General features: G+C 70.2%; 20 protein-coding genes and 1 tRNA gene. 14 read left to right on the top strand and 7 right to left on the bottom strand.

Translation table 11 applies throughout. From position 1 onward, the window contains the following. Positions 1-33 precede the first annotated feature (33 nt). The 3 genes from grpE to ACFC96_RS19480 all read right to left on the bottom strand — a co-directional run bounded on the left by grpE (position 34) and on the right by ACFC96_RS19480 (position 3,780). Complete coding sequence (grpE, locus tag ACFC96_RS19490) at positions 34-738, bottom strand: nucleotide exchange factor GrpE (RefSeq protein ID WP_376613312.1); 705 nt, start codon at positions 736-738, stop codon at positions 34-36. After that, positions 735-2,588 (bottom strand): molecular chaperone DnaK, encoded by a 1,854-nt coding sequence (dnaK, locus tag ACFC96_RS19485; RefSeq protein ID WP_116511850.1) that lies wholly within the window; start codon positions 2,586-2,588, stop codon positions 735-737. Before dnaK ends, grpE begins: the two co-directional genes overlap by 4 nt. Positions 2,589-2,751: 163 nt before the next feature. Further along, positions 2,752-3,780: an MraY family glycosyltransferase gene (locus ACFC96_RS19480; protein WP_376255617.1), complete on the bottom strand. Its 1,029-nt coding sequence runs from the start codon at positions 3,778-3,780 to the stop codon at positions 2,752-2,754. A gap of 275 nt (positions 3,781-4,055) precedes the next feature. Between ACFC96_RS19480 and ACFC96_RS19475 the strand changes: the two genes are divergently transcribed. From ACFC96_RS19475 to ACFC96_RS19445, 7 genes are all read left to right on the top strand, one after another. Continuing rightward, a complete protein-coding gene (locus ACFC96_RS19475; protein WP_376613310.1) occupies positions 4,056-6,338 on the top strand; it encodes a (Fe-S)-binding protein in 2,283 nt (760 codons plus the stop codon). 226 nt (positions 6,339-6,564) lie between these two features. Then, positions 6,565-7,851, top strand: a complete 1,287-nt coding sequence (locus ACFC96_RS19470) for an FG-GAP repeat domain-containing protein (protein ID WP_376613309.1) — start codon at positions 6,565-6,567, stop codon at positions 7,849-7,851. A 134-nt stretch (positions 7,852-7,985) separates the two neighbouring features. Beyond that, entirely contained in the window at positions 7,986-9,362 is a 1,377-nt protein-coding gene (locus ACFC96_RS19465) for an FG-GAP-like repeat-containing protein (protein WP_376613530.1), read from the top strand. 199 nt (positions 9,363-9,561) lie between these two features. Continuing rightward, entirely contained in the window at positions 9,562-11,034 is a 1,473-nt protein-coding gene (locus ACFC96_RS19460) for an FG-GAP and VCBS repeat-containing protein (protein WP_376613307.1), read from the top strand. 124 nt (positions 11,035-11,158) lie between these two features. Beyond that, positions 11,159-12,547, top strand: coding sequence for an FG-GAP-like repeat-containing protein (locus ACFC96_RS19455; RefSeq protein WP_376613305.1), 1,389 nt, complete (start codon positions 11,159-11,161; stop codon positions 12,545-12,547). Positions 12,548-12,703: 156 nt separating this feature from the next. Next, positions 12,704-13,702 carry a Yip1 family protein gene (locus tag ACFC96_RS19450; RefSeq protein WP_376255609.1) on the top strand — a complete coding sequence of 333 codons (999 nt, stop codon included), beginning with the start codon at positions 12,704-12,706 and terminating at the stop codon, positions 13,700-13,702. A 159-nt stretch (positions 13,703-13,861) separates the two neighbouring features. Further along, positions 13,862-15,478 (top strand): MFS transporter, encoded by a 1,617-nt coding sequence (locus tag ACFC96_RS19445; protein WP_376613304.1) that lies wholly within the window; start codon positions 13,862-13,864, stop codon positions 15,476-15,478. Between the two features lie 65 nt (positions 15,479-15,543). On the opposite strand, the gene ACFC96_RS19440 is transcribed toward ACFC96_RS19445, so the two are convergent. Further along, positions 15,544-16,041 (bottom strand): phosphoribosyltransferase, encoded by a 498-nt coding sequence (locus ACFC96_RS19440; RefSeq protein WP_227296323.1) that lies wholly within the window; start codon positions 16,039-16,041, stop codon positions 15,544-15,546. A gap of 8 nt (positions 16,042-16,049) precedes the next feature. Further along, positions 16,050-16,625 carry a dCTP deaminase gene (gene dcd, locus ACFC96_RS19435; protein ID WP_100596440.1) on the bottom strand — a complete coding sequence of 192 codons (576 nt, stop codon included), beginning with the start codon at positions 16,623-16,625 and terminating at the stop codon, positions 16,050-16,052. 524 nt (positions 16,626-17,149) lie between these two features. Here dcd and ACFC96_RS19430 point away from each other — a divergent pair. Continuing rightward, a tRNA-Gly gene (locus tag ACFC96_RS19430) sits at positions 17,150-17,223 on the top strand. 227 nt (positions 17,224-17,450) lie between these two features. Here the strand turns inward: ACFC96_RS19430 and ACFC96_RS19425 are convergent. Next, positions 17,451-17,804 carry a hypothetical protein gene (locus ACFC96_RS19425; protein WP_376613302.1) on the bottom strand — a complete coding sequence of 118 codons (354 nt, stop codon included), beginning with the start codon at positions 17,802-17,804 and terminating at the stop codon, positions 17,451-17,453. Positions 17,805-18,336: 532 nt separating this feature from the next. On the opposite strand from ACFC96_RS19425, the gene ACFC96_RS19420 reads away from it, so the two are divergent. From ACFC96_RS19420 to ACFC96_RS19405, 4 genes are all read left to right on the top strand, one after another. Beyond that, the gene (locus ACFC96_RS19420) at positions 18,337-18,753 is read left to right on the top strand and encodes a DUF6325 family protein (RefSeq protein ID WP_376613529.1); all 417 of its coding nucleotides are present in this window, start codon (positions 18,337-18,339) and stop codon (positions 18,751-18,753) included. 41 nt (positions 18,754-18,794) lie between these two features. Further along, the gene (locus ACFC96_RS19415; protein WP_376255601.1) at positions 18,795-19,085 is read left to right on the top strand and encodes an SHOCT domain-containing protein; all 291 of its coding nucleotides are present in this window, start codon (positions 18,795-18,797) and stop codon (positions 19,083-19,085) included. Between the two features lie 145 nt (positions 19,086-19,230). Beyond that, a complete protein-coding gene (locus tag ACFC96_RS19410) occupies positions 19,231-20,205 on the top strand; it encodes a teichoic acid biosynthesis protein C (protein ID WP_376613300.1) in 975 nt (324 codons plus the stop codon). Positions 20,206-20,424: 219 nt separating this feature from the next. After that, on the top strand, positions 20,425-21,414 hold the full coding sequence (locus ACFC96_RS19405; protein WP_376613298.1) for a hypothetical protein: 990 nt from the start codon (positions 20,425-20,427) through the stop codon (positions 21,412-21,414). Between the two features lie 104 nt (positions 21,415-21,518). On the opposite strand, the gene ACFC96_RS19400 is transcribed toward ACFC96_RS19405, so the two are convergent. Continuing rightward, positions 21,519-22,475 (bottom strand): ACP S-malonyltransferase, encoded by a 957-nt coding sequence (locus tag ACFC96_RS19400; protein ID WP_376613297.1) that lies wholly within the window; start codon positions 22,473-22,475, stop codon positions 21,519-21,521. Between the two features lie 166 nt (positions 22,476-22,641). On the opposite strand from ACFC96_RS19400, the gene ACFC96_RS19395 reads away from it, so the two are divergent. Both ACFC96_RS19395 and ACFC96_RS19390 read left to right on the top strand, forming a co-directional pair. Then, entirely contained in the window at positions 22,642-24,264 is a 1,623-nt protein-coding gene (locus ACFC96_RS19395; protein ID WP_376613295.1) for an acyl-CoA carboxylase subunit beta, read from the top strand. Beyond that, positions 24,261-24,479: an acyl-CoA carboxylase subunit epsilon gene (locus ACFC96_RS19390; RefSeq protein ID WP_376613293.1), complete on the top strand. Its 219-nt coding sequence runs from the start codon at positions 24,261-24,263 to the stop codon at positions 24,477-24,479. Before ACFC96_RS19395 ends, ACFC96_RS19390 begins: the two co-directional genes overlap by 4 nt. Positions 24,480-24,509 lie beyond the last annotated feature (30 nt).

Raw genomic sequence — 24,509 nt, 5'->3', positions numbered from 1 at the left:
CCTCGACGTCCCTCCTCTCGCTGTTCACTGACGTCAGCCCTCGTCCGGGCCACCGCTCTCCTTGTCGTCGGCGGCAGCCGATTCCCCGCCCTTGGAGGACTCGCCCTTGGCCGGCTGGGCCCCGGGCTGCGGCTCGGCCACCGCCACCCGCGCGGGGCGGATGGTGCGCTCGCCGATCCGGTAGCCCGGCTGCAGGATCGCGACGCAGGTCGTCTCGGTGACGTCCGGCGCGTACGAGTGCATCAGGGCCTCGTGGATCGTCGGGTCGAAGGGCTCGCCCTCCTTGCCGAACTGCTGGAGCCCCATCTTGGCGGCGACCGTCTCGAGCGACTCGGCGACCGACTTGAAGCCGCCGACCAGCTCTCCGTGCTCACGGGCACGGCCGATGTCGTCGAGTACGGGCAGGAGCTCGGTCAGGAGGCCCGCGACCGCGATCTCCTTGACCGTGACCCGGTCCCGCTCCACCCGGCGACGGTAGTTCTGGTACTCGGCCTGGAGCCGCTGGAGGTCCGCGGTGCGCTCACCGAGCGCCATGCGTACCTGGTCCAGCTGGGCCGTCAGGCCTACGTTCTGAACCGCCGAAGCGGCTCCTGCCGATGCTGCTGCGTCCCCGGCCGGGGCCGCCCCCTCGCCCTTGTCGGGCGAGGGAGCGGCCTTCGGCTCGGCGTCGTCGGGGGTGGCGCCGGAGGGGACGTCAGGCTCGTCGCTCTCGCTGAAGCCCGGGGTCTCCTCCGTCACGCGGCACCGTCCTTGCGGTCCTCGTCGACGATCTCGGCGTCGACGACGTCGTCGTCAGCAGCCTTCTGTCCGTCGCCCGGGGCTCCGGCCTCGGGACCGCCCGCGGCCTGCGCGCCCTGGGCGTCGGCGTACATGGCCTGGCCCAGCTTCTGCGAGACGGCGGCGACCTTCTCGGTGGCGGTGCGGATCTCGGCCGTGTCCTCGCCCTTGAGCTTCTCCTTCAGCTCGGTGAGCGACTCCTCGACCTCGGTCTTGACCTCGCCGGGGACCTTGTCCTCGTTGTCCTTGAGGAACTTCTCCGTCTGGTAGACGAGCTGCTCGCCCTGGTTACGGGTCTCGGCGGCCTCGCGGCGACGGTGGTCCTCGTCCGCGTACTGCTCGGCCTCCTGGCGCATCCGGTCGACCTCGTCCTTCGGCAGCGAGGAGCCGCCGGTGACGGTCATCTTCTGCTCCTTGCCCGTGCCCAGGTCCTTCGCGGTCACGTGCATGATGCCGTTGGCGTCGATGTCGAAGGCGACCTCGATCTGCGGGACACCACGCGGGGCCGGCGGCAGACCGGTGAGCTCGAACATCCCGAGCTTCTTGTTGTACGCCGCGATCTCGCGCTCGCCCTGGTAGACCTGGATCTGCACGGACGGCTGGTTGTCCTCGGCCGTCGTGAAGATCTCGGAACGCTTGGTCGGGATCGTGGTGTTGCGCTCGATGAGCTTCGTCATGATCCCTCCCTTGGTCTCGATGCCGAGGGACAGCGGGGTCACGTCGAGGAGCAGGACGTCCTTGACCTCGCCCTTGAGGACACCGGCCTGCAGGGCGGCGCCGATGGCGACGACCTCGTCCGGGTTCACGCCCTTGTTGGCGTCCTGACCGCCGGTCAGCTCCTTGACGAGCTCGGCGACGGCGGGCATACGGGTCGAGCCACCGACGAGAACGACGTGATCGATCTCGGAGAGCTGGATGCCCGCGTCCTTGATGACGTTGTGGAACGGCGTCTTGCAGCGCTCCAGGAGGTCGGACGTGAGCTGCTGGAACTGGGCGCGCGTGAGCTTCTCGTCCAGGTGCAGCGGGCCCTCGGCGGACGCCGTGATGTAGGGCAGGTTGATCGTGGTCTCGGTCGAGGACGAGAGCTCGATCTTCGCCTTCTCGGCGGCCTCGCGCAGGCGCTGGAGCGCCATCTTGTCCTTGGAGAGGTCCACGCCGTGGCCGTTGTTGAACTGCTTGACCAGGTAGTCGACGACGCGCTGGTCCCAGTCGTCACCACCGAGGTGGTTGTCGCCGTTCGTGGCCTTCACCTCGACGACGCCGTCGCCGATCTCGAGGAGCGACACGTCGAAGGTGCCGCCACCGAGGTCGAAGACGAGAATGGTCTGGTCGTCCTTGTCGAGACCGTAGGCCAGGGCGGCGGCCGTCGGCTCGTTGACAATGCGCAGGACGTTCAGACCGGCGATCTCGCCGGCCTCCTTCGTCGCCTGGCGCTCGGAGTCGTTGAAGTACGCCGGGACGGTGATGACCGCGTCCGCGACCTTCTCGCCCAGGTACGCCTCGGCGTCGCGCTTGAGCTTCTGCAGGATGAAGGCGCTCATCTGCTGCGGGTTGAAGCTCTTGCCGTCGATCTCGATCTTCCAGTCAGTGCCCATGTGGCGCTTGACCGAACGGATCGTCCTGTCGACGTTGGTGACCGCCTGGCGCTTCGCGACCTCTCCGACGAGCACCTCACCGTTCTTGGCGAAGGCGACGACGGACGGCGTGGTCCTGGCGCCCTCGGCGTTGGTGATGACGGTGGGCTCGCCGCCTTCGAGAACGCTGACGACGGAGTTAGTCGTGCCCAGGTCGATGCCGACCGCACGTGCCATTTCAATTCCTCCAGCATGACTACTTGAGTGGATCTGGCTCAAGGATGCATGACGACGCCTGTTCGGTCAACAGAGCTGAGTCGAGCCGACTCAACTTTTATACGGCACTTATGGGCAGCCGAAGCATCTGTGCAGGTCACCGACCATGCCGGGACCTTCGCCACTAACCTGCGACGTCCACCACAGCGGTCCGTACGGGCCGGTGACCGCGCCGCCGCGCCCCGTAGACCGGCACCCGCAGCAGCCCGGCGACCGACCCGGCCGCCGCGCCGACCGGCCAGAGCGCGGCCAGCGGACCCAGCGTCCCGTCGTGCAGCAGGAGCGCGGTGACCGCACCGGCCAGCGACGCGACACCGAGTACCACCGCCACGCCCGTCGGGGTGAGGCCGAGCCGGCGGAGCCGGTGGACGATGTGGTCCGCGCCGCTCTGGAGCAGAGGCCGCCCCGCACGCCGCCGCGACACCGCCACCAGGACCGCGTCCGCGGTCACCACGGCCGTCACGGCGAACAGCGAGCCCGCGCCGGGCAGCGCCTCGTGACCCGCGTTCACCAGGACCGCCGCGGACGCCAGGAGAAAGCCCGTGAACAGGGACCCGCAGCCCCCGAGGTGCATCCGCGCGGGGTACCAGTTGTGCATGAGGAACCCGGTGAGCGCCGCCGCGAGCACCCCGAGGAGCGCGGCGAGCGTGCCGAGCCCTCCGGCGGCGGCGCAGGCGCTCAGGCCGAGCGCGGTCACGACGGCGACGGTGCCGAACACCCCGTCCGAGGTGTCGATGAGCCGGCAGGCGTTGGTGACGAAGACGATCCACAGGACGGCCAGCGCGCCGACGAGAAAGCCGAGTTGAGCGCCGTTCACGACGAAGGTGGCCGCCCCCGCCTCGACGACGACGCGGGCCCGCGCCCCCACCGGGCGCACATCGTCGAGGAATCCGAGCGCGGCGACGACCCCGGCCGCGATCAGCAGCGTGAGCGCGCCGGAGCCGAGCGGGGCGAGTCCGGTCGAGGCCCCGACGGCGGTGACGGCGGCCGTCACCGTGGCGACGGCGGCACCTCCCAGGCGCGGCGTTCGCCGTCCCGTGCGGCCGATCCGCCGGACGGTGAATCCGGTGCGCAGGGCGACGGCACGCAGCAGGGCGGTGAGGGCGGAGGCCGCCAGCAGGGCGGTCGCGGCGGCGGCGATCCCGTAGGACACGGCGGACGTCCCGTCAGCTCGGTTTGCGGTATCGGGGTGACACCGGAGGGCCACGCCCGGCCGGAGACCTTCATAAGCTAGTCGCTTATGTCGCAATATGGAGCGAATAACACGATCTGCTTTCACTGTCGACCGAGGGTGGCCTCAGCGACGCAGATCACCGCCCGGCTGGCTACAGTGCGGCCGCACAAGTGGGTACTCTCAGCATGGACTGAAATAAGTTACCGCTTAGTAATCGCTGGATATCCACCCTCGCAGGCCCGAGGAGCCCCCGAATGCAACTCGCCGCGATCATCGTGTCGCTGGTCCTGATCGTGGTCGGCGTCGCACTGTTCGTCCGAGCCATCGCGCAGATCTACCGCTTCATGCGGCTCGGCCAGAACGTCCCCGCCGGCACCCGCACCGACGAACCCGTACAGCGCACCGTGACGGTGGCCAAGGAGTTCCTCGGCCACACCCGGATGAACCGCTGGGGCATCGTCGGTGTGGCGCACTGGTTCGTGGCGGTGGGCTTCTTCTCGCTGCTGCTGACCATCGTGAACGCCATCGGCCAGCTCTTCCAGGCCGACTGGCTGCTCCCGATCATCGGTGAGTGGGCCCCGTACAACGTCTTCGTCGAGTTCCTCGGCACGATGACGGCCCTCGGGATCCTGACGCTGATCGCCATCCGGCAGCTGAACCGGCCGGACCGGCCGGGCCGCAAGTCCCGCTTCGCCGGGTCCAACACCGGCCAGGCGTACTTCGTCGAGGCCGTCATCCTCATCGTCGGCATCTGCATCTTCACGCTGCACGCCCTGGAGGGCGCTCAGCACCACGTGGACTCCTACGAGGCCTCGTTCTTCGTCTCGTACCCGGTCGTCTCCTGGTTCCGCGGCATGGACGTCTCCACGCTGCAGAACCTCACGTACTTCTTCGCCGGGCTGAAGATCGCGACCTCCTTCATCTGGATGATCACGGTCGCCCTGAAGACCGACATGGGTGTCGCGTGGCACCGTTTCCTCGCGTTCCCGAACATCTGGTTCAAGCGTGAGGCGGACGGCGGTACGGCGCTGGGCGCGCTGCAGCCGATGACCAGCGGCGGCAAGGAGATCGACTTCGAGGACCCGGGCGAGGACGACGTCTTCGGTGTCAGCCAGGTCGAGCAGTTCTCCTGGAAGGGCCTGCTGGACTTCTCCACCTGCACCGAGTGCGGGCGCTGCCAGTCGCAGTGCCCGGCGTGGAACACCGGCAAGCCGCTGTCGCCGAAGCTGCTGATCATGTCGCTGCGCGACCACGCGCACGCCAAGGCCCCCTACCTGCTCGCCGGTGGCGGCAAGTCGATGGAGGGCGAGGAGAAGGCGACCGAGGAGCAGCTGAAGGACGTTCCGGCCGCCGCTCTGGCGGAGGCCGAGCGGCCGCTGATCGGCACCCTCGAGGAGAACGGCGTCATCGACCCGGACGTCCTGTGGTCCTGCACCACTTGCGGCGCCTGCGTCGAGCAGTGCCCGGTCGACATCGAGCACATCGACCACATCGTCGACATGCGCCGCTACCAGGTGATGATCGAGTCCGCGTTCCCGTCCGAGGCGGGCACGATGCTCAAGAACCTGGAGAAGAAGGGCAACCCCTGGGGCCTGGCCAAGAAGCAGCGCCTGGAATGGCTCAAGGAACTCGACTTCGAGGTCCCGGTCGTCGGCAAGGACATCGAGGACCTCACCGAGGTCGAATACCTGTACTGGGTCGGCTGCGCCGGCTCGCTGGAGGACCGCGCGAAGAAGACCACCAAGGCCTTCGCGGAGCTGCTGCACATGGCGGGCGTCACGTTCGCGATCATGGGCGGCGACGAGAAGTGCACCGGTGACTCCGCGCGCCGCCTGGGCAACGAGCCGCTGTTCCAGCAGCTCGGCCAGGAGAACGTCATGGCACTGAACATGGCGTTCGGCGAGGAACTCGACGACGACGGCAAGGTCGTCGCCGAGTCCGCCAAGCCGAAGTCCGCGAAGAAGATCGTCGCGACCTGCCCGCACTGCCTCAACACCATCGGCAACGAGTACCCGCAGCTCGGCGGCGACTACGAAGTCATCCACCACACCCAGCTGCTCCAGCACCTCATCGACGAGGGCAAGCTCATCCCCGTCACCCCGGTCGAGGGCCTGATCACCTACCACGACCCGTGCTACCTGGGCCGCCACAACAAGATCTACACGCCCCCGCGGCAGATCATGGACGCCGTCCCGGGCCTGCGCCAGCAGGAGATGCACCGCCACAAGGAACGCGGCTTCTGCTGCGGCGCCGGCGGCGCGCGGATGTGGATGGAGGAGCGGATCGGCAAGCGCATCAACAACGAACGCGTCGACGAGGCGCTGTCGCTCAACCCCGACATCGTCTCCACCGCCTGCCCGTTCTGCCTCGTCATGCTGACCGACTCCGTCAACGGCAAGAAGAACGAAGGCCAGGCCAAGGAGTCCGTCACCGTCGTCGACGTCGCCCAGCTCCTCCTCGACTCCGTGAAGACACCGGTCGACCCGGCCGGTGACACCGAGACCGAGGACGCGCCGGAGCCGGAGCCGGTGAAGTAGCGGTTCCGTAGTTCCGTACCGACGTACGCGAAGGGGCCGGCCGGGGAGACCCGGTCGGCCCCTTCGGCGTTCGCGGGGGGCGTTCACAGGACACAGGAGGGGCGTCCACGGGGCCAGGGGACGCGCTCCGTGACCGAACCGGCAGGACCCGCCCCTACCCCCTCCCTCACCCCGACGGCATCATGAACGGGTCAAGTGGCGCATGAGGCGGGCGGGGTCAGAGGCGATGGTGGGCACACGAGGCGGCCGCAGCGCCGCGATACGCGGGGCCGCGACGGGGTGCACCCTGCTCATGGTCGCCGCCGTCACCGGCTGCGGCGGCGACGACAAGCCCGCCGCCGCGCACCACCCCGTGGCCGTGTCCGGAAAGTCAGCCGCACTCCCCGTCCCGCGCGGCAGCGGCAGCAAGGTGCCGGACGACTTCAACGGCGACGGCGCCCCCGACCTCGTACTCGACGACCTCGTGCACGACGGGCTCGGGGACGACGCCGGGATCGGGGTCGTCTACGGGAAGAAGGGGCACGGACTCGTGCCCGGGGCCCGGCAGTTGCTGCGTCCGACGAAGTACGCGGCGCCCACGAAGGGCGAGACGCCCGCCGCGTTCGACTCCGAGGCGAGCTGCGACCTGGACAAGGACGGCTTCACCGATCTGGTCGTGTCGACGGATCCGCCCTTCGACGGGCAGGGGCAGCCGCCGGTACCGCTGCAGATCCTCTTCGGCGGCCCGGGCGGGCTCACCCACCGGGGCGTGAAACTCGTCGTGCCCGCGCAGGCCCGGTTCGGCAACGACTGGCCCGACCAGCCGGTGTGCGGCGACTTCGACGGGGACGGCTCGCTCGACCTCACGGTGCACGCGAGCGGCGGGCGGCTGAGCTTCCTGCGCGGCCCCTTCACCCGCGAGGGCGCCCCGCGCGCGGCCGGGAAACCGCTGACCGCGCCCGGCAACGTACCCGTGGGCCCCGCCTTCGACGTCGACCGCGACGGGTACGACGACCTGCTCGTGCGCCGTACCTCCGGCGGCTCGTCGCCGTCGCGGATCGTGCGGGGAGGTCCCCAGGGACCGGCCCGTTCCGGCGCCGCGCTGCCGTCCGGCCTCGGCCTCGCCGTCGGCCGTTTCACCCAGGGCGCCGGCGCGGACACCGCACTGCTCACGGCCTCTGGGGTCACCCTCTCCGGGCCGGGCGCCCCCACCCTCAAGGGCGGCGGAACGGCCATCACCGCGGGTGACTTCGACGGGGACGGCGTGGCCGAACTCGTCGTGTCCGGCGGCGCGTCGAAGGCACCGAAGATCCTTCCCGCGAACGGCAGGGCGGCCGTGACCGTCACTCCGGGGGCCCGCGGCACCACCCAGGTCCTCGAAGCGACCGACCTCGACGGCGACGGGCGCGCCGACCTCGTGGTGCGCACGTACCGCGGCGAGAACACGGACACGATCGCCGTGTACCCCGGCGTCGAGGGCGGCCCGCTCCTGGCCGGGAGGCCCCAAGTGACCTTCTCCACCACGGAGTTCTGAGAGCGGGCTGGCGTCCGCCACGTATCCGTGTCCGCCGTTCACCGAGCGGCCACCCGGACACAACCATCCCCACACCTCGCGCGTCACATCCCCGGAACCCCTTCCCCCATTTCCCGGGAGTGCTTCTCGTGCGCATGCGCAAGCTCGTCATCGCCGCAGGTGCCGCCGTCGTCGCGGCGGCCGGACTCACCCTGCCGCTCGCCGGAACCGCCACCGCGGCCACCACGCTCAAGGACGACTTCAACGGCGACGGCTACCGCGACCTGGCCGTCGGCACTCCGGGCGCGAACACCGTCACGGTCACGTTCGGCTCCGCGAGCGGCGTGAGCCCGTCCCGCTCCGTGACCGTCACCCAGGACACGGCCGGAGTGCCCGGAGTCACCGAGCCGGAGGACGAGTTCGGCGAGAACGTCACCTCGGGCGACGTCGACGCCGACGGGTACGCGGACCTGATCGTCGGCGCGCCCGGCGAGCGGGTCACCGGCAACACCACGGGCTCCGTCACCATCGTCTGGGGCGGCCCCAAGGCGTTCAACCGGGGAGCCAAGGTCCTCAACTCACCCACCACCGACACCGAGCGCTTCGGTGAGGCCGCCTCCTTCGCCGACATCGACGACGACGGATCCGCCAACCTCGCCGTGATCAGCTCCGACGGCTGGTGGTACTACGCGGAGAGCGCGGACCCGACCCGCGCCATCGCGCCCGAGGTCGACTTCCTTCCCGAGGGCGTCCGCCTGGAGGGCATGGAGGCGGCCACGTTCCTCTCCAAGGACGGCTACACGTACGTCCTCTACGGGGAGCGCGCCGACGGCAAGCCCTACACCGTGTACATGAAGGGCGGCGTCGGCGACATCGGCTACTACTCGGGCGTACTCGCCGAGGGCGACGACCCGCGCGCCACCCGGGAAGCGGCCGCGGCCGCCGACGTGAACGGCGACGGCTACACCGACCTCGTCACCGGCAACGCCGCCGCGAACTCGGTCACCGTGCGCTACGGCGGGCAGGGCTCCTTCGGGGCCACGAAGACGTACACGCAGGACTCCGCGGGCGTGCCCGGCGCCGACGAGCCGGAGGACCGCTTCGGCGCCGCCGTGAGCGCCGGCGACCTCGACCACGACGGGTACGCGGACGTCGCCGTGGGCGCACCCGGCGAGAGCGTCGGCACGGTCACGGGAACGGGCGGCGTCACCGTCCTCAAGGGCGGCACCGGCGGGCTCGCCGCGGGCCGCGCCTACCACCAGGACACGGCCGGGGTGCCCGGCGTCCCGGAGACGGGCGACCACTTCGGCTCGTCCCTGCGCTTCAAGGACATCAACAAGAACAGCCGCTCCGACCTGGCGATCGGCGCGAACGGCGAGGACATCGGCACCTCGGCCGACGCGGGCGCCGTCTGGGTCCTGCGCGGCGCGGTCCCGTACGTCACCACGTCCTACGCCACGTCCTTCAACGGCGCGGACTTCGGGGCGGCCACGAGCGGTGCGGGACGTGCCTTCGGGGCGGTCCTGCGCTGAACCGGCCCCGGAACCACGGAAATTCCGGGCGGACGAAAATATCTGTGCACCCCATACAACCCTCCCGCCCCACTACGAGTCTCCTGTTCGCCAACCGCAGGGCCACGCCTGGGACAACTCCCGGCAAACACCGGCGGAACGCACCCCATTGACTGCGGATGCCCGCCAGGCATCCCCGCATGCTGCAGGAGAATCCCGCATGCACAAGCCCATACGTATCGCCCTCGCATCGGCCGCCGCGGTCGCGCTGACGGGCGGGCTGCTCTCCCTCTCCACGGGTTCGGCCCTCGCCGCCGACTCCGTCCACCACCACGAGGCCGACTTCAACGGCGACCACATCGGGGACGTCGCGTTCTCCGCCGGCTGGGCGACGGTCGGCGGCAAGAAGGGCGCCGGCGAGTTCGTCGCCCTGTACGGCTCCGCGAACGGCCTGAACGCCGCCTCCCGCAAGACCGTCAGCCAGAACACGACGGGCGTCCCCGGCACCGCCGAGACCAATGACGGCTTCGGCTGGGTCAGCGCGTACGGCGACTTCAACGCCGACGGCTACGACGACCTGGCCACGTCCGCGCGCTACGAGGACGTGGACGGCGACACCGACGGCGGCACCGTCATGATCATGTGGGGCTCCCCGTCGGGCCTCACCGGCGGCACGACGATCGCGGACCCCGCCGTGTCCTCCCACGACCAGTGGGGCAAGACGCTCGCCGCCGGCGACTTCGACGGCGACGGCAAGGACGACCTCGCGGTCGGCTCCACGGCCGCCACGGTCTACGTCTACAAGGGCGGCATCGCCAAGACCGGTACCGCGGGCGGGCGTTACACGCTCAAGCCCCCGATCCAGTCCGGTGGCGGCACCGGCCCGCTCACCCTCACCGCGGGGGACGTGAACGGCGACGGCGCCACCGACCTCGTGGTCGACGGCTTCGAGACGAACACCAGCGACGGCTGGAACACCAACTACTACGTCCCCGGCAGCGCGTCCGGCCTCGTCGTGGCGTCCGCACAGACGCTGAAGCCCGGCGTCATCACCGACATCGGTGACGTGAACGGCGACGGGTTCGGCGACATCGTCACCGGCGAGGAGTGGGACGAGCCCACGGACGGGTCCCCGGACCCGACCGAGTCGACCGACGGCGGCAAGGTCAACATCACGTACGGCTCGGCGAGCGGCCCCGCCACCACCACCGCCATCAGCCAGGACACCGGCAACGTGCCCGGCGGCTCCGAGCGCGGCGACGGCTTCGGCGGCGAGCTGTCCCTCGGCGACATCAACGGCGACAACTACCAGGACCTGGTCGTCGGCGCCCCCGGCGAGAACCTGGGCGGCGTCACCGACACCGGTTCCGTGACGGTCCTCTACGGCTCGGCGAGCGGCATCGACACGCAGTCCGGCGGCCAGTTCTTCGCCCAGTCCACGGCCGGCGTCCCCGGCTCGGACGAGACGAAGGACTTCTTCGGCAACGAGGTCAAGCTCACCGACGTCACCGGCGACGGCAAGGCCGACCTGACGATCGGCGCGTACGGCGAGAACAGCGGCAACGGCGCGCTGACCTACCTCCCGTCGAACGGCTCGAAGATCACCACGACGGGATCTCGCTCCCTCTCGGCGACGTCGGTGGGCGTCTCCACGGACGCGTACCCGGAGCTGGGCGGAAACGCGGCCAACTGATCCACCTGGCCGACCTGTTGGGCCCGCGCCTCTTCGGCGCGGGCCCATTGCACCACCCCCGCCGGCCGAGTCCGCGCCCACGTCACGGACCCGGCCTCCCTTGACCCCAGGAAAGCCCGACATCATGCGCAAGCGCGCCCTTGCCCTGGCGGCGGCCGTGACCTCCGGCCTGCTCGCCCCCGCGGCCCTCACGACCCCGGCGACGGCCGCCACCGCGGCGTCCGCGGACGACTTCAACGGCGACGGCTACCGCGACCTCGCCGTCGGCGACCGCGGTGCCACGGTGGGCGGAGCCTCGAAGGCGGGTGCCGTCGTCGTCGTGTACGGCTCCGCCACCGGCCTCGGCCCTGCGTCCCGGCACACCACCGTCTCCCAGAACAGCGCCGGCATCCCCGGCTCGGCGGAGGCCGGCGACGGGTTCGGCACCGACATCACCACCCGCGACCTCAACAGCGACGGCTACGCCGACGTGATCACCACGGCGCCCGGCGAGAACGACGGCAGCTACCACGGCACGTTCACCGTCCTGTGGGGCTCCGCCTCCGGCCTGACCAGCGGCAGCGCGTACAAGAACCCCAAGTATCCGGACAAGGGGTTCGCCAAGGACCTCGCCGTCGGTGACTTCAACGCCGACGGCAAGCAGGACGTCGTGGCCGTCGACGACGACAACATCTGGTATCTGCGCGGCCCGTTCACCAAATCGGGCTCGCGCGGCAGCGCCACCAACCTCGACCCGACCGACGGCGAGAACATCTCCCCCGACCGCGTCGTCGCGGGCACTGTCACGAAGGACGGCACCGCCGACTTCGCGGTCCTCGGCGACGACTGGGACACCGACAGCAACCGCGTCTGGTTCTACAAGGGTTCGTCGAGCGGCCCCACCAAGACCAAGAAGGTCAGCCTGCCCGCCGCCGCCTCCCTCATGGAGGCCTCGGTCACCATCGCCGACTACGACAAGAACGGCTACGGCGACCTGACCGTCGGCGCCCCGCGCACCGGCACCGGGGGCGCGGTCTACATCCTGCCCGGCACGTCCACCGGCCCCAGCGCCTCCGCCAAGAAGATCACCCAGTCCACGTCCGGCATCGCGGGCTCCCCGGAGTCCGCGGACTCCTTCGGCAGCGACGTCTCGGCCGCGGACACCAACGGCGACGGCTACCCGGACCTGGCCGTCGGCGTGAAGGGCGAGATGATCGGCGACGGCCCGTTCCGCGCGGGCGGCACCACCGTCCTGCGCGGCACCTCCTCCGGCGTCACCGGCACGAACTCCCGCTGGTACGACTACGCCACGCCGGGCGTCGAGGGCGAGCCCACCGAGGAGGGCTGGCTCGGTGCCTCCGTCGAGCTGCGCGACTTCAACCGCGACGGCCGCGCCGAACTGGTCGCATCCGCCCCCGAGGTGAACCGTCTCTACCTTCTGCCCGGCACGGCGTCGGGCCCGACCGGCACGGGCTCGTTCCTCGTCCAGGCCCCGGAACTCGCCGGCTTCTACTGGGCCGAACTCACCGACTGACCCCCCTCCCGGTCTCACCCAGAGGAGCCCGACGTGCGCCTGCGCACCACCACAGCCGTGACCGCCCTCGTAGCGGCCGCCCTGACCGTCGATCCCCCGCGGTACGGATCCGTGCCCCCGACCACCCCGTAGACACCCTCCCGACACCCTTAGGGGATGTCACAGCTCGGCAGCAAAGCCGGGCCCGATCCACTGGGCCCGGCACCTCCCTCTCCGGGACCAGGTACGTTCGATGACGTGGCTGGATTCAGGATCGGACGCGGCCGGGACAACCGCGCCCCGCAATCGCGACCGTACGGACAGCGGGCCCCCCAGGGGCAGGCCCCGTACGGCTACCCTCCCGCGCCCCCGAACGGGCAACCGCAGCACCAGTACGGCGGGCAGCAACCGCAGCAGCCGTACGGTCAGCAGCAGTGGCCCCAGTCCGGAGGCCACGGGGAGCCGGAGTACTTCGGTGACCCGAACGGCCCACAGGGGCACGGTCAGCAGGGCCAGGGCTACGACCCGTACGCGGCGAACAACCCGGGGCACACCCAGGCGTTCTCCGTGGGCGAGGACCCGTACAGCCAGGGCGACACGTACCGGGCGGGTTCGGCCCCGGCCACGCCCGTCGGGCCGCGGCTGCACTGGAAGCCGCTCCTGTCCGGAGTCGTCCTGCGACCCGGTCAGACATACCTCCAGATGCGGGACCACGCGATGTGGGGCCCCGCCCTCATCGTGACGTTCCTCTACGGGCTGCTCGCGATCTTCGGCTTCGACTCGGCCCGCGAGGACGTGATCAATGCCACGCTCTCGTCGGCGGTTCCGTACGTCCTCACGACCGGCGTCGCGATCACGGTCAGCCTCTTCGTCCTGGGCGTGGTCACGCACACGCTGGCCCGCCAGCTCGGCGGTGACGGAGCGTGGCAGCCCACGGTCGGACTGGCGATGCTGATCACCGCGATCACGGACGCCCCGCGCCTGCTCTTCGCAATGTTCCTCGGCGGCGACGCCCCGTTCGTGCAGATCCTCGGCTGGGCGACATGGGCCCTGGCGGGTTTCCTGCTGACGCTCATGGTCAGCCGGTCGCACGACCTGCCGTGGCCGAAGGCGCTGGCCGCCTCCGCGATCCAGCTGATCGCGCTTCTGTCGATCATCAAGCTGGGCACGTTCTAGAGACCTGGTGAACGCGCGTGGGGCCCGGCACACACAGTGCCGGGCCCCACGCGCATCGTGCCAAACCCGCTGCGGTCGTCCTCGTCCCGTCGCCGGGAGATTGCCGCCGGTGGCGGGTCAAAGCACCGGCCTCCCCCGGCAAACTGCCACGATTCGCCCATGACACCTGCGGCAGGCACCGATGCGAGTCCGGCGACGGGGCGGCTTGTCCTGCTGACCCTCGCGGCAGGTCAGTTCCTGATGGCTCTCGACAGCTCGGTCATGAACGTCTCGATCGCGACGGTGGCCGAGGACGTGGGCACGACCGTGACGGGGATCCAGGGCGCCATCACGGCGTACACCCTCGTGATGGCGATGTTCATGATCCCGGGCGGCAAGGTCGGAGCGCTGATCGGACGCAAACGCGCGTTCATGATCGGCTGCTGCGTCTACGGCTGCGGCTCCCTGACCACGTCGCTCGCACCGGACCTCCCCGTACTGCTGCTCGGCTGGGCGTTGCTCGAAGGGCTCGGAGCCGCCCTCATCCTGCCCGCGATCGTGGCGCTCGTGGCGGGCAACTTCACCACCGAACGCCGTCCCGCCGCATACGGACTCGTCGCGGCCGCGGCGGCCGTGGCGATCGCGGTGGGTCCGCTCGTCGGAGGGCTCGCGACGACGTACTTCTCCTGGCGCTGGGTGTTCGCCGGCGAGGTGGTGGTCGTGCTGGGCATCCTGGTGCTCGCCCGCCCCATCGCCGACGCCCCGGTCGGCGAACGCACCCGCATCGATCTCGTCGGCTGCGTGCTCTCCGCCCTCGGCCTCGGGATCTTCGTCTACGGAGTCCTCCGCTCGGACGAATGGGGCTGGTTCCAGCCCAAACCCGGCGCACCCTCGTGGCTCGGGATCTCGCTGGTCGTGTGGCTGGCGCTGGCCGGTCTGCTGCTGATCTGGCTGTTTCTCCGCTGGGAGGCCCGTCTGGTGAAGCAGCGCAAGGAGCCGCTCATCGACCCGGCCCTGCTGCAGAACAAGCAGCTCACCGGTGGCCTGACGATGTTCTTCTTCCAGTACTTCCTGCAGATGGGCGTGTTCTTCGTCGTCCCGCTGTATTTGTCGATCGCCCTGGGCCTGTCCGCGCTCGAGACCGGTGCCCGCCTCCTGCCGCTCTCGCTGACGCTGCTGGCGGCCGCGGTCCTGATCCCGCGCTTCTTCCCGGACGTCTCGCCGCGCCGGGTGGTGCGGCTCGGCATCCTCGCGCTGCTCGCCGGCGCGGTGGTCCTGATGGCCGCACTCGACGCGGGAGCCGGCGCGGAGATCGTCACCCTCCCCCTCCTGCTGATCGGGCTCGGCATGGGCGCGCTGGCGTCCCAGCTCGGGTCGGTGACCGTGTCCGCGGTGCCACAGGCGCAGAGCGCGGAAGTCGGCGGGGTCCAGAACGCCGTCACCAACCTGGGCGCCTCGCTCGGTACGGCACTCGCCGGGTCGATCCTCATCGCCGCGCTCACGGCCTCGTTCCTGACCAGCATCGAGCAGAATCCGGCGATCCCGGCCGACGTCAAGAGTCAGACCTCCGTCGAGCTCCAGAGCGGCGCGCCCTTCCTCTCGGACGCTCAGCTCACGACCGCCCTCGACGCGTCCGGCACGAGCACGGAGGTCTCGCGGGCGGCGCTCGACGCGAACCGCGAAGCGCGGCTCGACGGCCTGCGCGCCGCGCTCGCCATCCTCGCCCTCACGGCGCTGCTCGCCATGTTCTTCACCTCACGGATCCCGACGACCCAGCCACGCTCCGCGACGCCATAGCCCACCCGTGTACGTGAGTGGGGCCCGGCACACAGTGCCGGGCCCCACTCACGTACACGAACTGCTCAGGCGTCCAGAACCTGCCCGGCCCTGCTCACCACGGGCGGCTCGACGGACCACGGGAAGTTGATCCAGTCGTCCGTGCGCTTCCACACGTACTCGCACTTCACGAGCGAGTGCGACTTCTCGTAGATCACGGCGGAGCGGACCTCGGCCACGGTGTCGAGGCAGAAGTCGTGGACCAGCTTCAGGGTCTTCCCGGTGTCGGCGACGTCATCGGTGATGAGCACCTTCTTGTCCGAGAAGTCGATCGCGTTGGGCACGGGCGCCAGCATGACGGGCATCTCGAGCGTCGTCCCCACACCCGTGTAGAACTCGACGTTCACGAGGTGGATGTTCTTGCAGTCGAGGGCGTACGCGAGCCCGCCGGCCACGAAGACGCCACCGCGCGCGATGGACAGCACTATGTCCGGCTCGTACCCGTCGTCGGCGATCGTCTGCGCCAGCTCGCGCACGGCGGTGCCGAACTTCTCGTACGTAAGGTTCTCGCGTACGTCACTCATGCTGCTGCTCACACCTGCGTTCGATGGAAATTGAGGAAGGAACGGGAGGCCGTGGGACCGCGCTGGCCCTGGTAGCGGGACCCGTAGCGCTCGTTGCCGTAGGGGAACTCGGCGGGCGAGCTCAGCCGGAACATGCACAGCTGGCCGATCTTCATACCCGGCCACAGCTTGATCGGAAGCGTCGCGAGGTTCGACAGCTCCAGCGTGACGTGCCCGGAGAACCCGGGGTCGATGAAGCCGGCGGTGGAGTGGGTGACGAGCCCGAGCCGCCCGAGCGAGCTCTTGCCCTCGAGGCGAGAGGCGAGATCGTCCGGCAGCGAGATGACCTCGTACGTGGAGGCGAGCACGAACTCGCCGGGGTGGAGGATGAAGGGCTCGTCGCCCTCCGGCTCCACGAGGCGCGTCAGGTCGGCCTGCTCCACCGCGGGGTCGATGTGGGGGTAGCGGTGGTTCTCGAACACCCGGAAGTAGCGGTCGAGCCGCACGTCGATGCTCGAGGGCTGCACCATGGATTCGTCATACGGATCGATGCGGACCCGCCCGGCGTCGATCTCGGCCCGGATGTCCTTGTCTGAGAGAAGCACGTAGCGAGGATACGCAGAGCGCGCGGGCCCGCCACAATCCGGCCATTCACCGCGACTGTGGCGCACCCGCGCGCCTGTCCTTCGACTGTGCGCCGGCTACCGCTTCTCGAACTCCACAGGAACCGCGTTCCTCAGCCGCGCACACCGCGGACATCGGATCAGCCGGCCGGGTCCGAGCCGGTCGGCACGCTGCATCGGGAACGAAGCGGTGCTGAACACGTGCCCCTCGGCACAACGGACGAATGTGCGCTCCATCGAGTCCCAGAGTCCCTTCCCCACGAGCCACTCAGCCATTTCTGGCTGACAACGAGGGGTCACATTACGGGATGAAAGGGACGCCGCTCCAGACGGCGCTCCGGACACGGAAGGACCCTCGAAGCCGGCCCCACCGTACGCCTCAACTCCCTTCACCCGCAGTCACATCCGGCACGCGCAACGCAGCCAGGCCCCACGGAGAAAGCACCGGGGGCCTGGCATGAGGTACAGTGTGCGACGTTACGACTCCGGTTCAACCGGCGTCTTACGCGGGTGTAGTTTAGTGGTAGAACATCAGCTTCCCAAGCTGAGAGTGCGAGTTCGATTCTCGTCACCCGCTCCACAGTTGAGGCCCAGGTCAGCGACCTGGGCCTTGTTCGTTGCCTGGACCTGTTCAGCTTCCTTCAGCTTCCTTCAGCTGTCGCGCACCACAGGCGCACGTCACCGCCTCCATCACAGAAGCCCAGGTCAGCGACCTGGGCCCCGTGCTGTGCGCTTCCGATGCGACGGCGGATGTGAGCCTGGGCCACCGGCCGATGCCTCGCTCGGGCTCGGGGAACCACGACAGCTTCAGCGGTGGCACGACCTCTGTGCCTGGCGGAGCCCGGATCTGAAGCCGTCCTTGAAGCCGCGCCGGTAGTCCTGGCGTGCGTCCTTGTGCACGACGGTGGCGGCCTGCCCGCCCTTCCCGTCTCCGTGCCGGTGGCAGTTGTGCGACCCCTGGCGGAACCCGGACCTGAAGCCGTCCTTGAAGCCGCGCCGGTAGTCCTGGTGCGACTTGAAGGCCTTGGCGGTTGCAGTGGTGCCGACGTGGGTCTCACTCGGTGCGGCCGCGGAAGCCTGCGTCCAGCCGAGGGGCGCAAAGCCCATGGTTGCGGCGACGAAGACCGAGCTCAGGGCGAGCCGTTTTCTTTTGGCGAGCATAACTGTCCCCTCGGGCCAATTTCTCATATAGAGCCAAATCCACTGTAGTCACCCATATGGGCGACTACAACTCCACGGGAGATCCAGCGATATGCGAGGTGGTGAGAAGGCCGGCCGGTCGAGAAATCTCCCTGAATCCCCCGCGACACAACGCAACATGACCCTCCGTCATATACGGCGAGTTCGGATCCACTGGCCAATTCGCCGTGGAATTCAGCCGGTTCGGACCCGACCGAATGCGTTCAGCCGTGCGGCCGAGCCGGGCGGACACCGACCGTACGGCCGGGCTGTCGACCGCCGTCACCCCGCTGCTCTCGCGGGAACCGGGGAAGCTCCTGCCCCTCCGGCCGCGGGCGGCCGGGTGAAAGGCGCACCGACGTGCGAGGGCACTGGACCGGTGATGCAATGGGTCTACATGGAGAGCCACGAACAGGACACCGGGAGTGACAGACCGGCTTTACGAACACCACGGGCTACGAAGACCAGCGCTTACGAACACAGGGGTTGTGCCGTGAACGACGAAGTCGAAGAAATGGGGCCGATCGACTATCTGGTCGTGGAGTTCCCCGGCAACCGCATGACGGGAGAGGGCCTGCCCCTCCTGGTCGATCTCGTGGACCGCGGCCTCATTCGCATCCTCGACCTGACGTTCGTCAGGAAGGAGGAGGACGGCTCCGTGAGCGGCCTGGAGCTCGCCGACGTCACCGGCGACGGCGCCCTCGACCTGGCCGTCTTCGAAGGCGCGTCGTCCGGCCTGCTGGGCCAGGACGACATCGAGGAGGCCGCAAGGGCCCTGGAGCCCGGCAGTTCCGCCGGCGTCCTGATCTACGAGAACCGCTGGGCCGCGCCCTTCGCCGCGGCTCTCAGCCGCGGCGGCGCGAGGATGGTCGCCTCCGGGCGGATCCCCGTGCCTGCCATCCTGGCCGCGCTCGACAGCACGGAAGCCTGAGCGGCTGCCGGCAGTCGCCGACGAGCAGAAGGGATACCGCCATGCCAGGTCTACTCCGTGGGGTCGCGCGCACGGCCGTGGTCGCCGGAACGGCGACCGCCGTGTCGAACCGTGTGAGCCGCCGCCAGCAGGGTCGCTGGGCCGCCCAGCAGGAGTACGAAGCTCCGGCGCCCCCGCCCCCGGCGCCCCCCGCCGTGCCCCCGACCGCGCCCCTGACCACCGATATGTCGAGCAAGATCGAACAGCTCAAGCAGCTCGGTGATCTCAAGGCCCAGGGCGTGCTCACCGAGAGCGAGTTCGAGGAGCAGAAGCGCAGGCTCCTCCAGTCCTGACCGGATCGCTGAACCGCTGAAGCCCTGGGCCGCGTGACGGCGGCCCAGGGCAACCGGCAGCCGTCAGACGTACGGCCGAAGAGCACGGGATCCCCCTGCGTAAAGTCTGGGGACTCCGATTCCACTCTTCCTCAGGAGTTCCCTCATGGAGCACAACTCCCGTACGTCACTGACCCGTCGAGGGCTGCTGCGCACCGCCACCGGCGTGGGCCTTGCCGCGTTCGGGGTCGGGTACGGGGCCGCGAGTGCCGTCGCCTCGGTGGGCACGACCTCACGGTTCGATCTGTCGCAGCCGTCGTACGACCTGTTCCGCGACAAGAATCTGCACAGCAACCGCGTCCAGCAGAGCTTCGCGTTCGACTCGGTCAACAAGCGCCTGTTCGTCGCCGCCAAGCGGCTGGACAGCCCGGAGTCGGCCGGTGACCTGTGCATCAGCCAGCTCGACTTCGCCGGCAACTACGTGTCGTACATGCACCTCAACGGCTTCGGGCACGGCGTCGCCTTCGGCGTGCGGCCCGTCGGCAGCACCAGCAACCTGTGGATCGAGACCGACGCCAACGCCAACGGCTACGGCTCCAGGCTCGGCTTCATCGGATACGACCCCGGCACCACCGTCGACGCCTCCGCCCCGGGCTACGGCAAGTTCACGCCGGTCGCCGGTGCCACCGAGTTCACGTGCTCCATCGACCCGGTCTACGACCGCATGATCGTCCGCTACCACAAGGACGGTGCCAAGCACATCGCCGTCTACGACCTCGCGGACACCGACAAGGGCGACTTCAGCTCGCCCGTCGCGATGTTCACCCCGCCGGCCATCTCCGGCACGCCGCAGGGATACACGCTCTACGGCTCGTACATGTACTTCATCACCGGTGACGCGTACTCGGCGTCCAACCCCGACCCGGGGAACACGTACATCACCAGCATCAACATCAACACCGGTGCCATCGCCCAGGGCCCCACCCTGACCAAGGCCGGCTCCACGCTGGTCTACCGGGAGCCCGAGGGGCTCGCGATCTACCGCACCGACGCGGGTGAGTCTCGTCTCTTCCTCGGATTCGCCTCCGGCGAGGAGGGCGACCGGCGTTCCAGCATCTTTTACAAGAACGCGCTGGTCTGAGGGGCAAGAGGTAACGATCTTGTGAGGTGAGGGGCCCGGATCGCTGCTGCGGTCCGGGCCTCTCCCGTCACAGCGGTCACACATCTTCGCAGGAGCATCACACCGTGTGCGCATCGCCTTCGGAAAGCGTCGATAGCGTTGCTGGCCGCTCGATCTCGCGTACGAACGTGACCAAATGCCCGGCGTCCCGGCGGCGCAGTCAGCCACAGAAAGATCGAAATGGACTACTGCTCCTCCTGCCGTCGAACCCTCAACGGGGCGCTGGTGTGCCCGGGCTGCGGCGCGTACGCCCCGGACATAGCCCCGCCGGCGGCGACGTCGCTCTCGTCGTACCCCTCGTCCTCGGCCCGCTCGGCGCATGCGTCGGCCTCGGCCTCCTCGGCGTTCTTCGGGGTCTCCCCCGCCGCCGACCATGGCCACGGTGGCGCCCCCGCGGGTGCCTCCGGGGCGTACGCCGCCTCCGGCTCCGCCGACCCGTTCGACGACTTCGACCCCTTCTCCACGGCCAAGGCCTTCGACGTGCCCGGCGCGGGCGAGACGGCCGCCGCTGCCGTGGACGAATCGGCGCCCGTGGCCGCGTCCGGGGGCGGCCGCGCCGCACGGCGGCGGAAGCTGGCGCAGTGGAAGAAGAACAAGCGCCGGGCCGTCGCCGCGACCGCCGTCGCGATCGTCGGTGGCGGGCTCACCATCGCCGCGCTGCCGAACGACGCCTCCCCGGACCGCACGCACGCCTCCGCGGCCCCGGATCCGGTGACCACCTCGCCGGCCCTGGCCAACACGGACGTCGCGACGGACACGCCGGACGACCGGGCCTCGCGGAGCGGCAGCGACCGTTCGCACAAGTCCACCGGCCCGCGCCACGCCCGCCCGGCCGGCACGTCCGCGCCGGCGGCGTCCACGGTGCCGACCGGCGCCCCGCGCCACGCCGCCCCGGCCCGCACCGCCGCACCGCACACCACCGCCGCGCCGGCCGCCGCCGCACACACCGCCACGCCCGCCGCCCCCGCCCCGCAGACCTCTTCCCCCGCGTCGGCCGGCCAGTCAGGCACGGGTACGGGTTCCGGCTCGGGTACGGCTACGGCTACGGGTTCGGGGTCGGGGTCGGGGTCGGGGTCGTCCGGCGGGAACCAGGCGACGACGCCCGCGCCCGCTCCCAGCACGGCGTCGCCCGAGCCCGTCTGCGTGCTCGGCCTGCTCTGCATCAGCTGAGTTCCGCCGCAACGACCGAGGCCCGGCCCGGGGTTCTGACCCCCGGGCCGGGCCTCTGCGCGTACCGACGCGCGTGGCGACACGCGTGGCGACGTAAGTGACTGCTAAGCCGCCACCGCCAGGGGCGCGGGTGCCGTGAACTTGTGGGCCGGTACGCCCGGCAGCGCCCGGCGGGCCAGACCCGCGAGCGTGCCGCCGGGACCGATGTCCAGGAACGCGGTGCAGTCGAGTTCCTCGTGGAGCGTGTTCAGGGACTCGACCCAGCGGACCCTGCTGACCAGTTGGCGGGTGCTGAGTTCCTGCCACTGGCTGCCGCCGTAGTGCGCGCGGGCGTCCACGTTCGCGACGACCGGCAGCACGCCGGCCGCGAAGTGGGTCAGCTCGAGGGCCCGGCGCAGGGCCGCGCTCGCGGGCTCCATGTAGGGGCTGTGGCAGGCGGCCGTCACCGGCAGGACGCTGTAGCGCAGGCCGGCGTCCGCCGCGCGTGACGCCGCCGCGTCGATCGCCGTACGGCTGCCCGCGATCACCGTCTGCTGAGGGCTGTTGTGGTTGGCCACCCACAGGTCCGCGCCCTCCTGCCGGAAGGTGTCGACGAGGGCGGCGACCTCGTCGGCGTCGCCGCCCATGACGGCGGCCATCGCTCCCGGCCGGCGCCGGGCGACCTCGGCCATGGCACGGCCGCGCTCGCCCACCAGCCAGGCGCCGTCGGCGACGGAGAGGACACCGGCCGCGACCAGCGCGGTGTACTCGCCGAGGCTGTGGCCGGCGACCGCCACGACCCGGGCGTCCGACTCGCGCCTGCGCAGCTCCGACCACGCGAGCAGGGAGGCCGTGAACACCGATATCTGCGCGTGGTCGGTGCGCGACAGCGTCTCCTGGCCGGCGGTGAGCAGCAGCTCGGCGACGTCGAAGCCGGAGGCGCGCGAGACGGACTCGACGAGTTCCCAGGACTCGGTGGCGCGCCAGGGTTCGCCCATCCCGGGCCGCTGAACTCCCTGTCCGGGAAAGAGGACGGCGTAGCGCGGCGAGGAGTCGGACGACTCGTGAGGGTGCGTGGTCATGATCTTCCCTTCCGGTGGCGGTCGGTAGGCATCGTGCGGCCCGCCCGCTCAAGGCGTGGAAAAGGAATGCTGTTTTTCCCGGCCTTGAGTCGCGCATTGCCGCCCGCCCCGAATCCTTTTCCCCGGGTGGCGCCATTCGGGTGCCGGTCGGATGGGAGGACATGGCATGACCACTGTGGTCGAGAAACCCGTCGCACAAAGCCCGGACATCTCCGGGGAGAGTGAACCGGAGCGGCCCGACAGCGTGCATGTGCGCGTCGAGGAACTGCGCCGGCTGCGCGCCGAGGTCCATGCGGGACCCGGGGTGCGGGCGACCCGGGCACAGCACGACCGGGGCAAGCTCACGGCTCGTGAACGCATCGAACTCCTCCTGGACGAGGGCTCGTTCACGGAGCTGGAGCCGCTGCGCAGGCATCGTGCGACCGGCTTCGGCCTGGAGAAGCGCAGGCCGCACACCGACGGTGTGATCACGGGCTGGGGCACGGTCGAGGGCCGTCAGGTCTTCGTGTACGCGCATGACTTCCGTATCTTCGGCGGCGCGCTCGGCGAGTCCCACGCGGCGAAGATCCACAAGCTGATGGACCTCGCCGAGGCGTCCGGCGCCCCGCTGGTCAGCCTCTGCGACGGCGCCGGCGCCCGTATCCAGGAGGGCGTCACGGCGCTCGCCGGATACGGCGGGATCTTCAGCCGCAACGCTCTGTCCTCGGGGGTGATCCCGCAGATCAGCGTGATCCTCGGGCCGTGTGCGGGAGGCGCCGCGTACTCACCGGCGCTGACCGACTTCACGTTCATGGTGCGGGGCGTGGCGCAGATGTTCATCACCGGCCCGGACGTCGTGCAGGCGGTCACCGGTGAGCGCGTCAGCATGGACGAGCTGGGCGGGGCGGACGTGCACGCGTCGGTCTCGGGTGTGTCGGCGTTCGCGTACGACGACGAGGTGTCCTGCCTGGAGGACGTGCGCTACCTGCTCTCCTTCCTGCCGTCGAACAACCGGCAGGCGCCGCCCGCGGCGGCCACCGACGATCCGCCGGACCGGCGCACCGACGCGCTCGCCGACCTGGTGCCCGCCGACCCGGCCCGGGGCTACGACGTGAAGGCCGTGATCGAGGAGATCGTCGACGACGGCGAGTACTTCGAGATCCAGCCCGACTGGGCGAACAACGTGGTGTGCGCCCTGACCAGGATCGACGGGCATGTCGTCGGCGTGGTCGCGAACCAGCCGATGGCCAGCGCCGGCGTGCTCGACATCAAGGCCAGCGAGAAGGCCGCGCGGTTCGTGTCGCTGTGCGACGCCTTCAACATCCCCCTGGTCACGATGCTCGACGTGCCCGGCTTCCTGCCGGGTGTCGACCAGGAGCACAACGGCATCATCCGGCACGGCGCGAAGCTGCTGTACGCGTACTGCAACGCCACCGTCCCGCGCATCCAGCTGATCCTGCGCAAGGCGTACGGCGGCGCGTACATCGTGATGGACTCGCGTTCCGTGGGCGCGGACCTCTCCTTCGCCTGGCCCACGAACGAGGTGGCGGTGATGGGCGCCGAGGGCGCCGCCAACGTCATCTTCCGGCGGCAGATCGCCGCCGCCGACGACCCCGCCGCGATGCGCGAGCAGATGGTCAAGGAGTACAAGGCCGAGCTGATGCACCCGTACTACGCGGCCGAACGCGGTCTCGTGGACGACGTCATCGAGCCGGGCGAGACCCGGGCCGTGCTCGCCAGGTCGCTGGCCATGCTGCGCACCAAGCACCGCGCGCTGCCGCAGCGCAAGCACGGGATCACCCCGCTGTGAGCGCCGCGAGCGGCTCCGACGTGCTGCGGGAGGCCGCGTTCCATGTGGTGCGCGGCAACCCGACACCCGAGGAACTGGCCGCGCTCGTCGCGGTGTTGACCGCGACGCTGCGCTCCCGCGCCGACGCCGGCGAGGACGCACCCGTGGTGCCCGCCCGCGCGGTGTGGGACCGGCCCGCCGACGGCTACCGCAGCCCGCTCGCCTGGGCGGCCTGAGCCAGGTCCGCCGGCCCTTTGAGGCTGCCT

The organism is Streptomyces sp. NPDC055955, assembly GCF_042270245.1.
In the GTDB taxonomy this organism is placed as follows: Bacteria; Actinomycetota; Actinomycetes; order Streptomycetales; family Streptomycetaceae; genus Streptomyces.
This window is presented reverse-complemented; position numbering and strand designations above follow the sequence as displayed.

Bases quoted from the DNA above. Each gene is read 5' to 3' on its own strand.
- dnaK (WP_116511850.1), bottom strand. From the start codon at position 2,588: ATGGCACGTGCGGTCGGCATCGACCTGGGCACGACTAACTCCGTCGTC.
- ACFC96_RS19475 (WP_376613310.1), top strand. From the start codon at position 4,056: ATGCAACTCGCCGCGATCATCGTGTCGCTGGTCCTGATCGTGGTCGGC.
- ACFC96_RS19470 (WP_376613309.1), top strand. From the start codon at position 6,565: ATGGTGGGCACACGAGGCGGCCGCAGCGCCGCGATACGCGGGGCCGCG.
- ACFC96_RS19465 (WP_376613530.1), top strand. From the start codon at position 7,986: ATGCGCAAGCTCGTCATCGCCGCAGGTGCCGCCGTCGTCGCGGCGGCC.
- ACFC96_RS19460 (WP_376613307.1), top strand. From the start codon at position 9,562: ATGCACAAGCCCATACGTATCGCCCTCGCATCGGCCGCCGCGGTCGCG.
- ACFC96_RS19455 (WP_376613305.1), top strand. From the start codon at position 11,159: ATGCGCAAGCGCGCCCTTGCCCTGGCGGCGGCCGTGACCTCCGGCCTG.
- ACFC96_RS19450 (WP_376255609.1), top strand. From the start codon at position 12,704: ATGTCACAGCTCGGCAGCAAAGCCGGGCCCGATCCACTGGGCCCGGCA.
- ACFC96_RS19445 (WP_376613304.1), top strand. From the start codon at position 13,862: ATGACACCTGCGGCAGGCACCGATGCGAGTCCGGCGACGGGGCGGCTT.
- ACFC96_RS19440 (WP_227296323.1), bottom strand. From the start codon at position 16,041: ATGAGTGACGTACGCGAGAACCTTACGTACGAGAAGTTCGGCACCGCC.
- ACFC96_RS19425 (WP_376613302.1), bottom strand. From the start codon at position 17,804: ATGCTCGCCAAAAGAAAACGGCTCGCCCTGAGCTCGGTCTTCGTCGCC.
- ACFC96_RS19420 (WP_376613529.1), top strand. From the start codon at position 18,337: ATGGGGCCGATCGACTATCTGGTCGTGGAGTTCCCCGGCAACCGCATG.
- ACFC96_RS19415 (WP_376255601.1), top strand. From the start codon at position 18,795: ATGCCAGGTCTACTCCGTGGGGTCGCGCGCACGGCCGTGGTCGCCGGA.
- ACFC96_RS19410 (WP_376613300.1), top strand. From the start codon at position 19,231: ATGGAGCACAACTCCCGTACGTCACTGACCCGTCGAGGGCTGCTGCGC.
- ACFC96_RS19405 (WP_376613298.1), top strand. From the start codon at position 20,425: ATGGACTACTGCTCCTCCTGCCGTCGAACCCTCAACGGGGCGCTGGTG.
- ACFC96_RS19400 (WP_376613297.1), bottom strand. From the start codon at position 22,475: ATGACCACGCACCCTCACGAGTCGTCCGACTCCTCGCCGCGCTACGCC.
- ACFC96_RS19395 (WP_376613295.1), top strand. From the start codon at position 22,642: ATGACCACTGTGGTCGAGAAACCCGTCGCACAAAGCCCGGACATCTCC.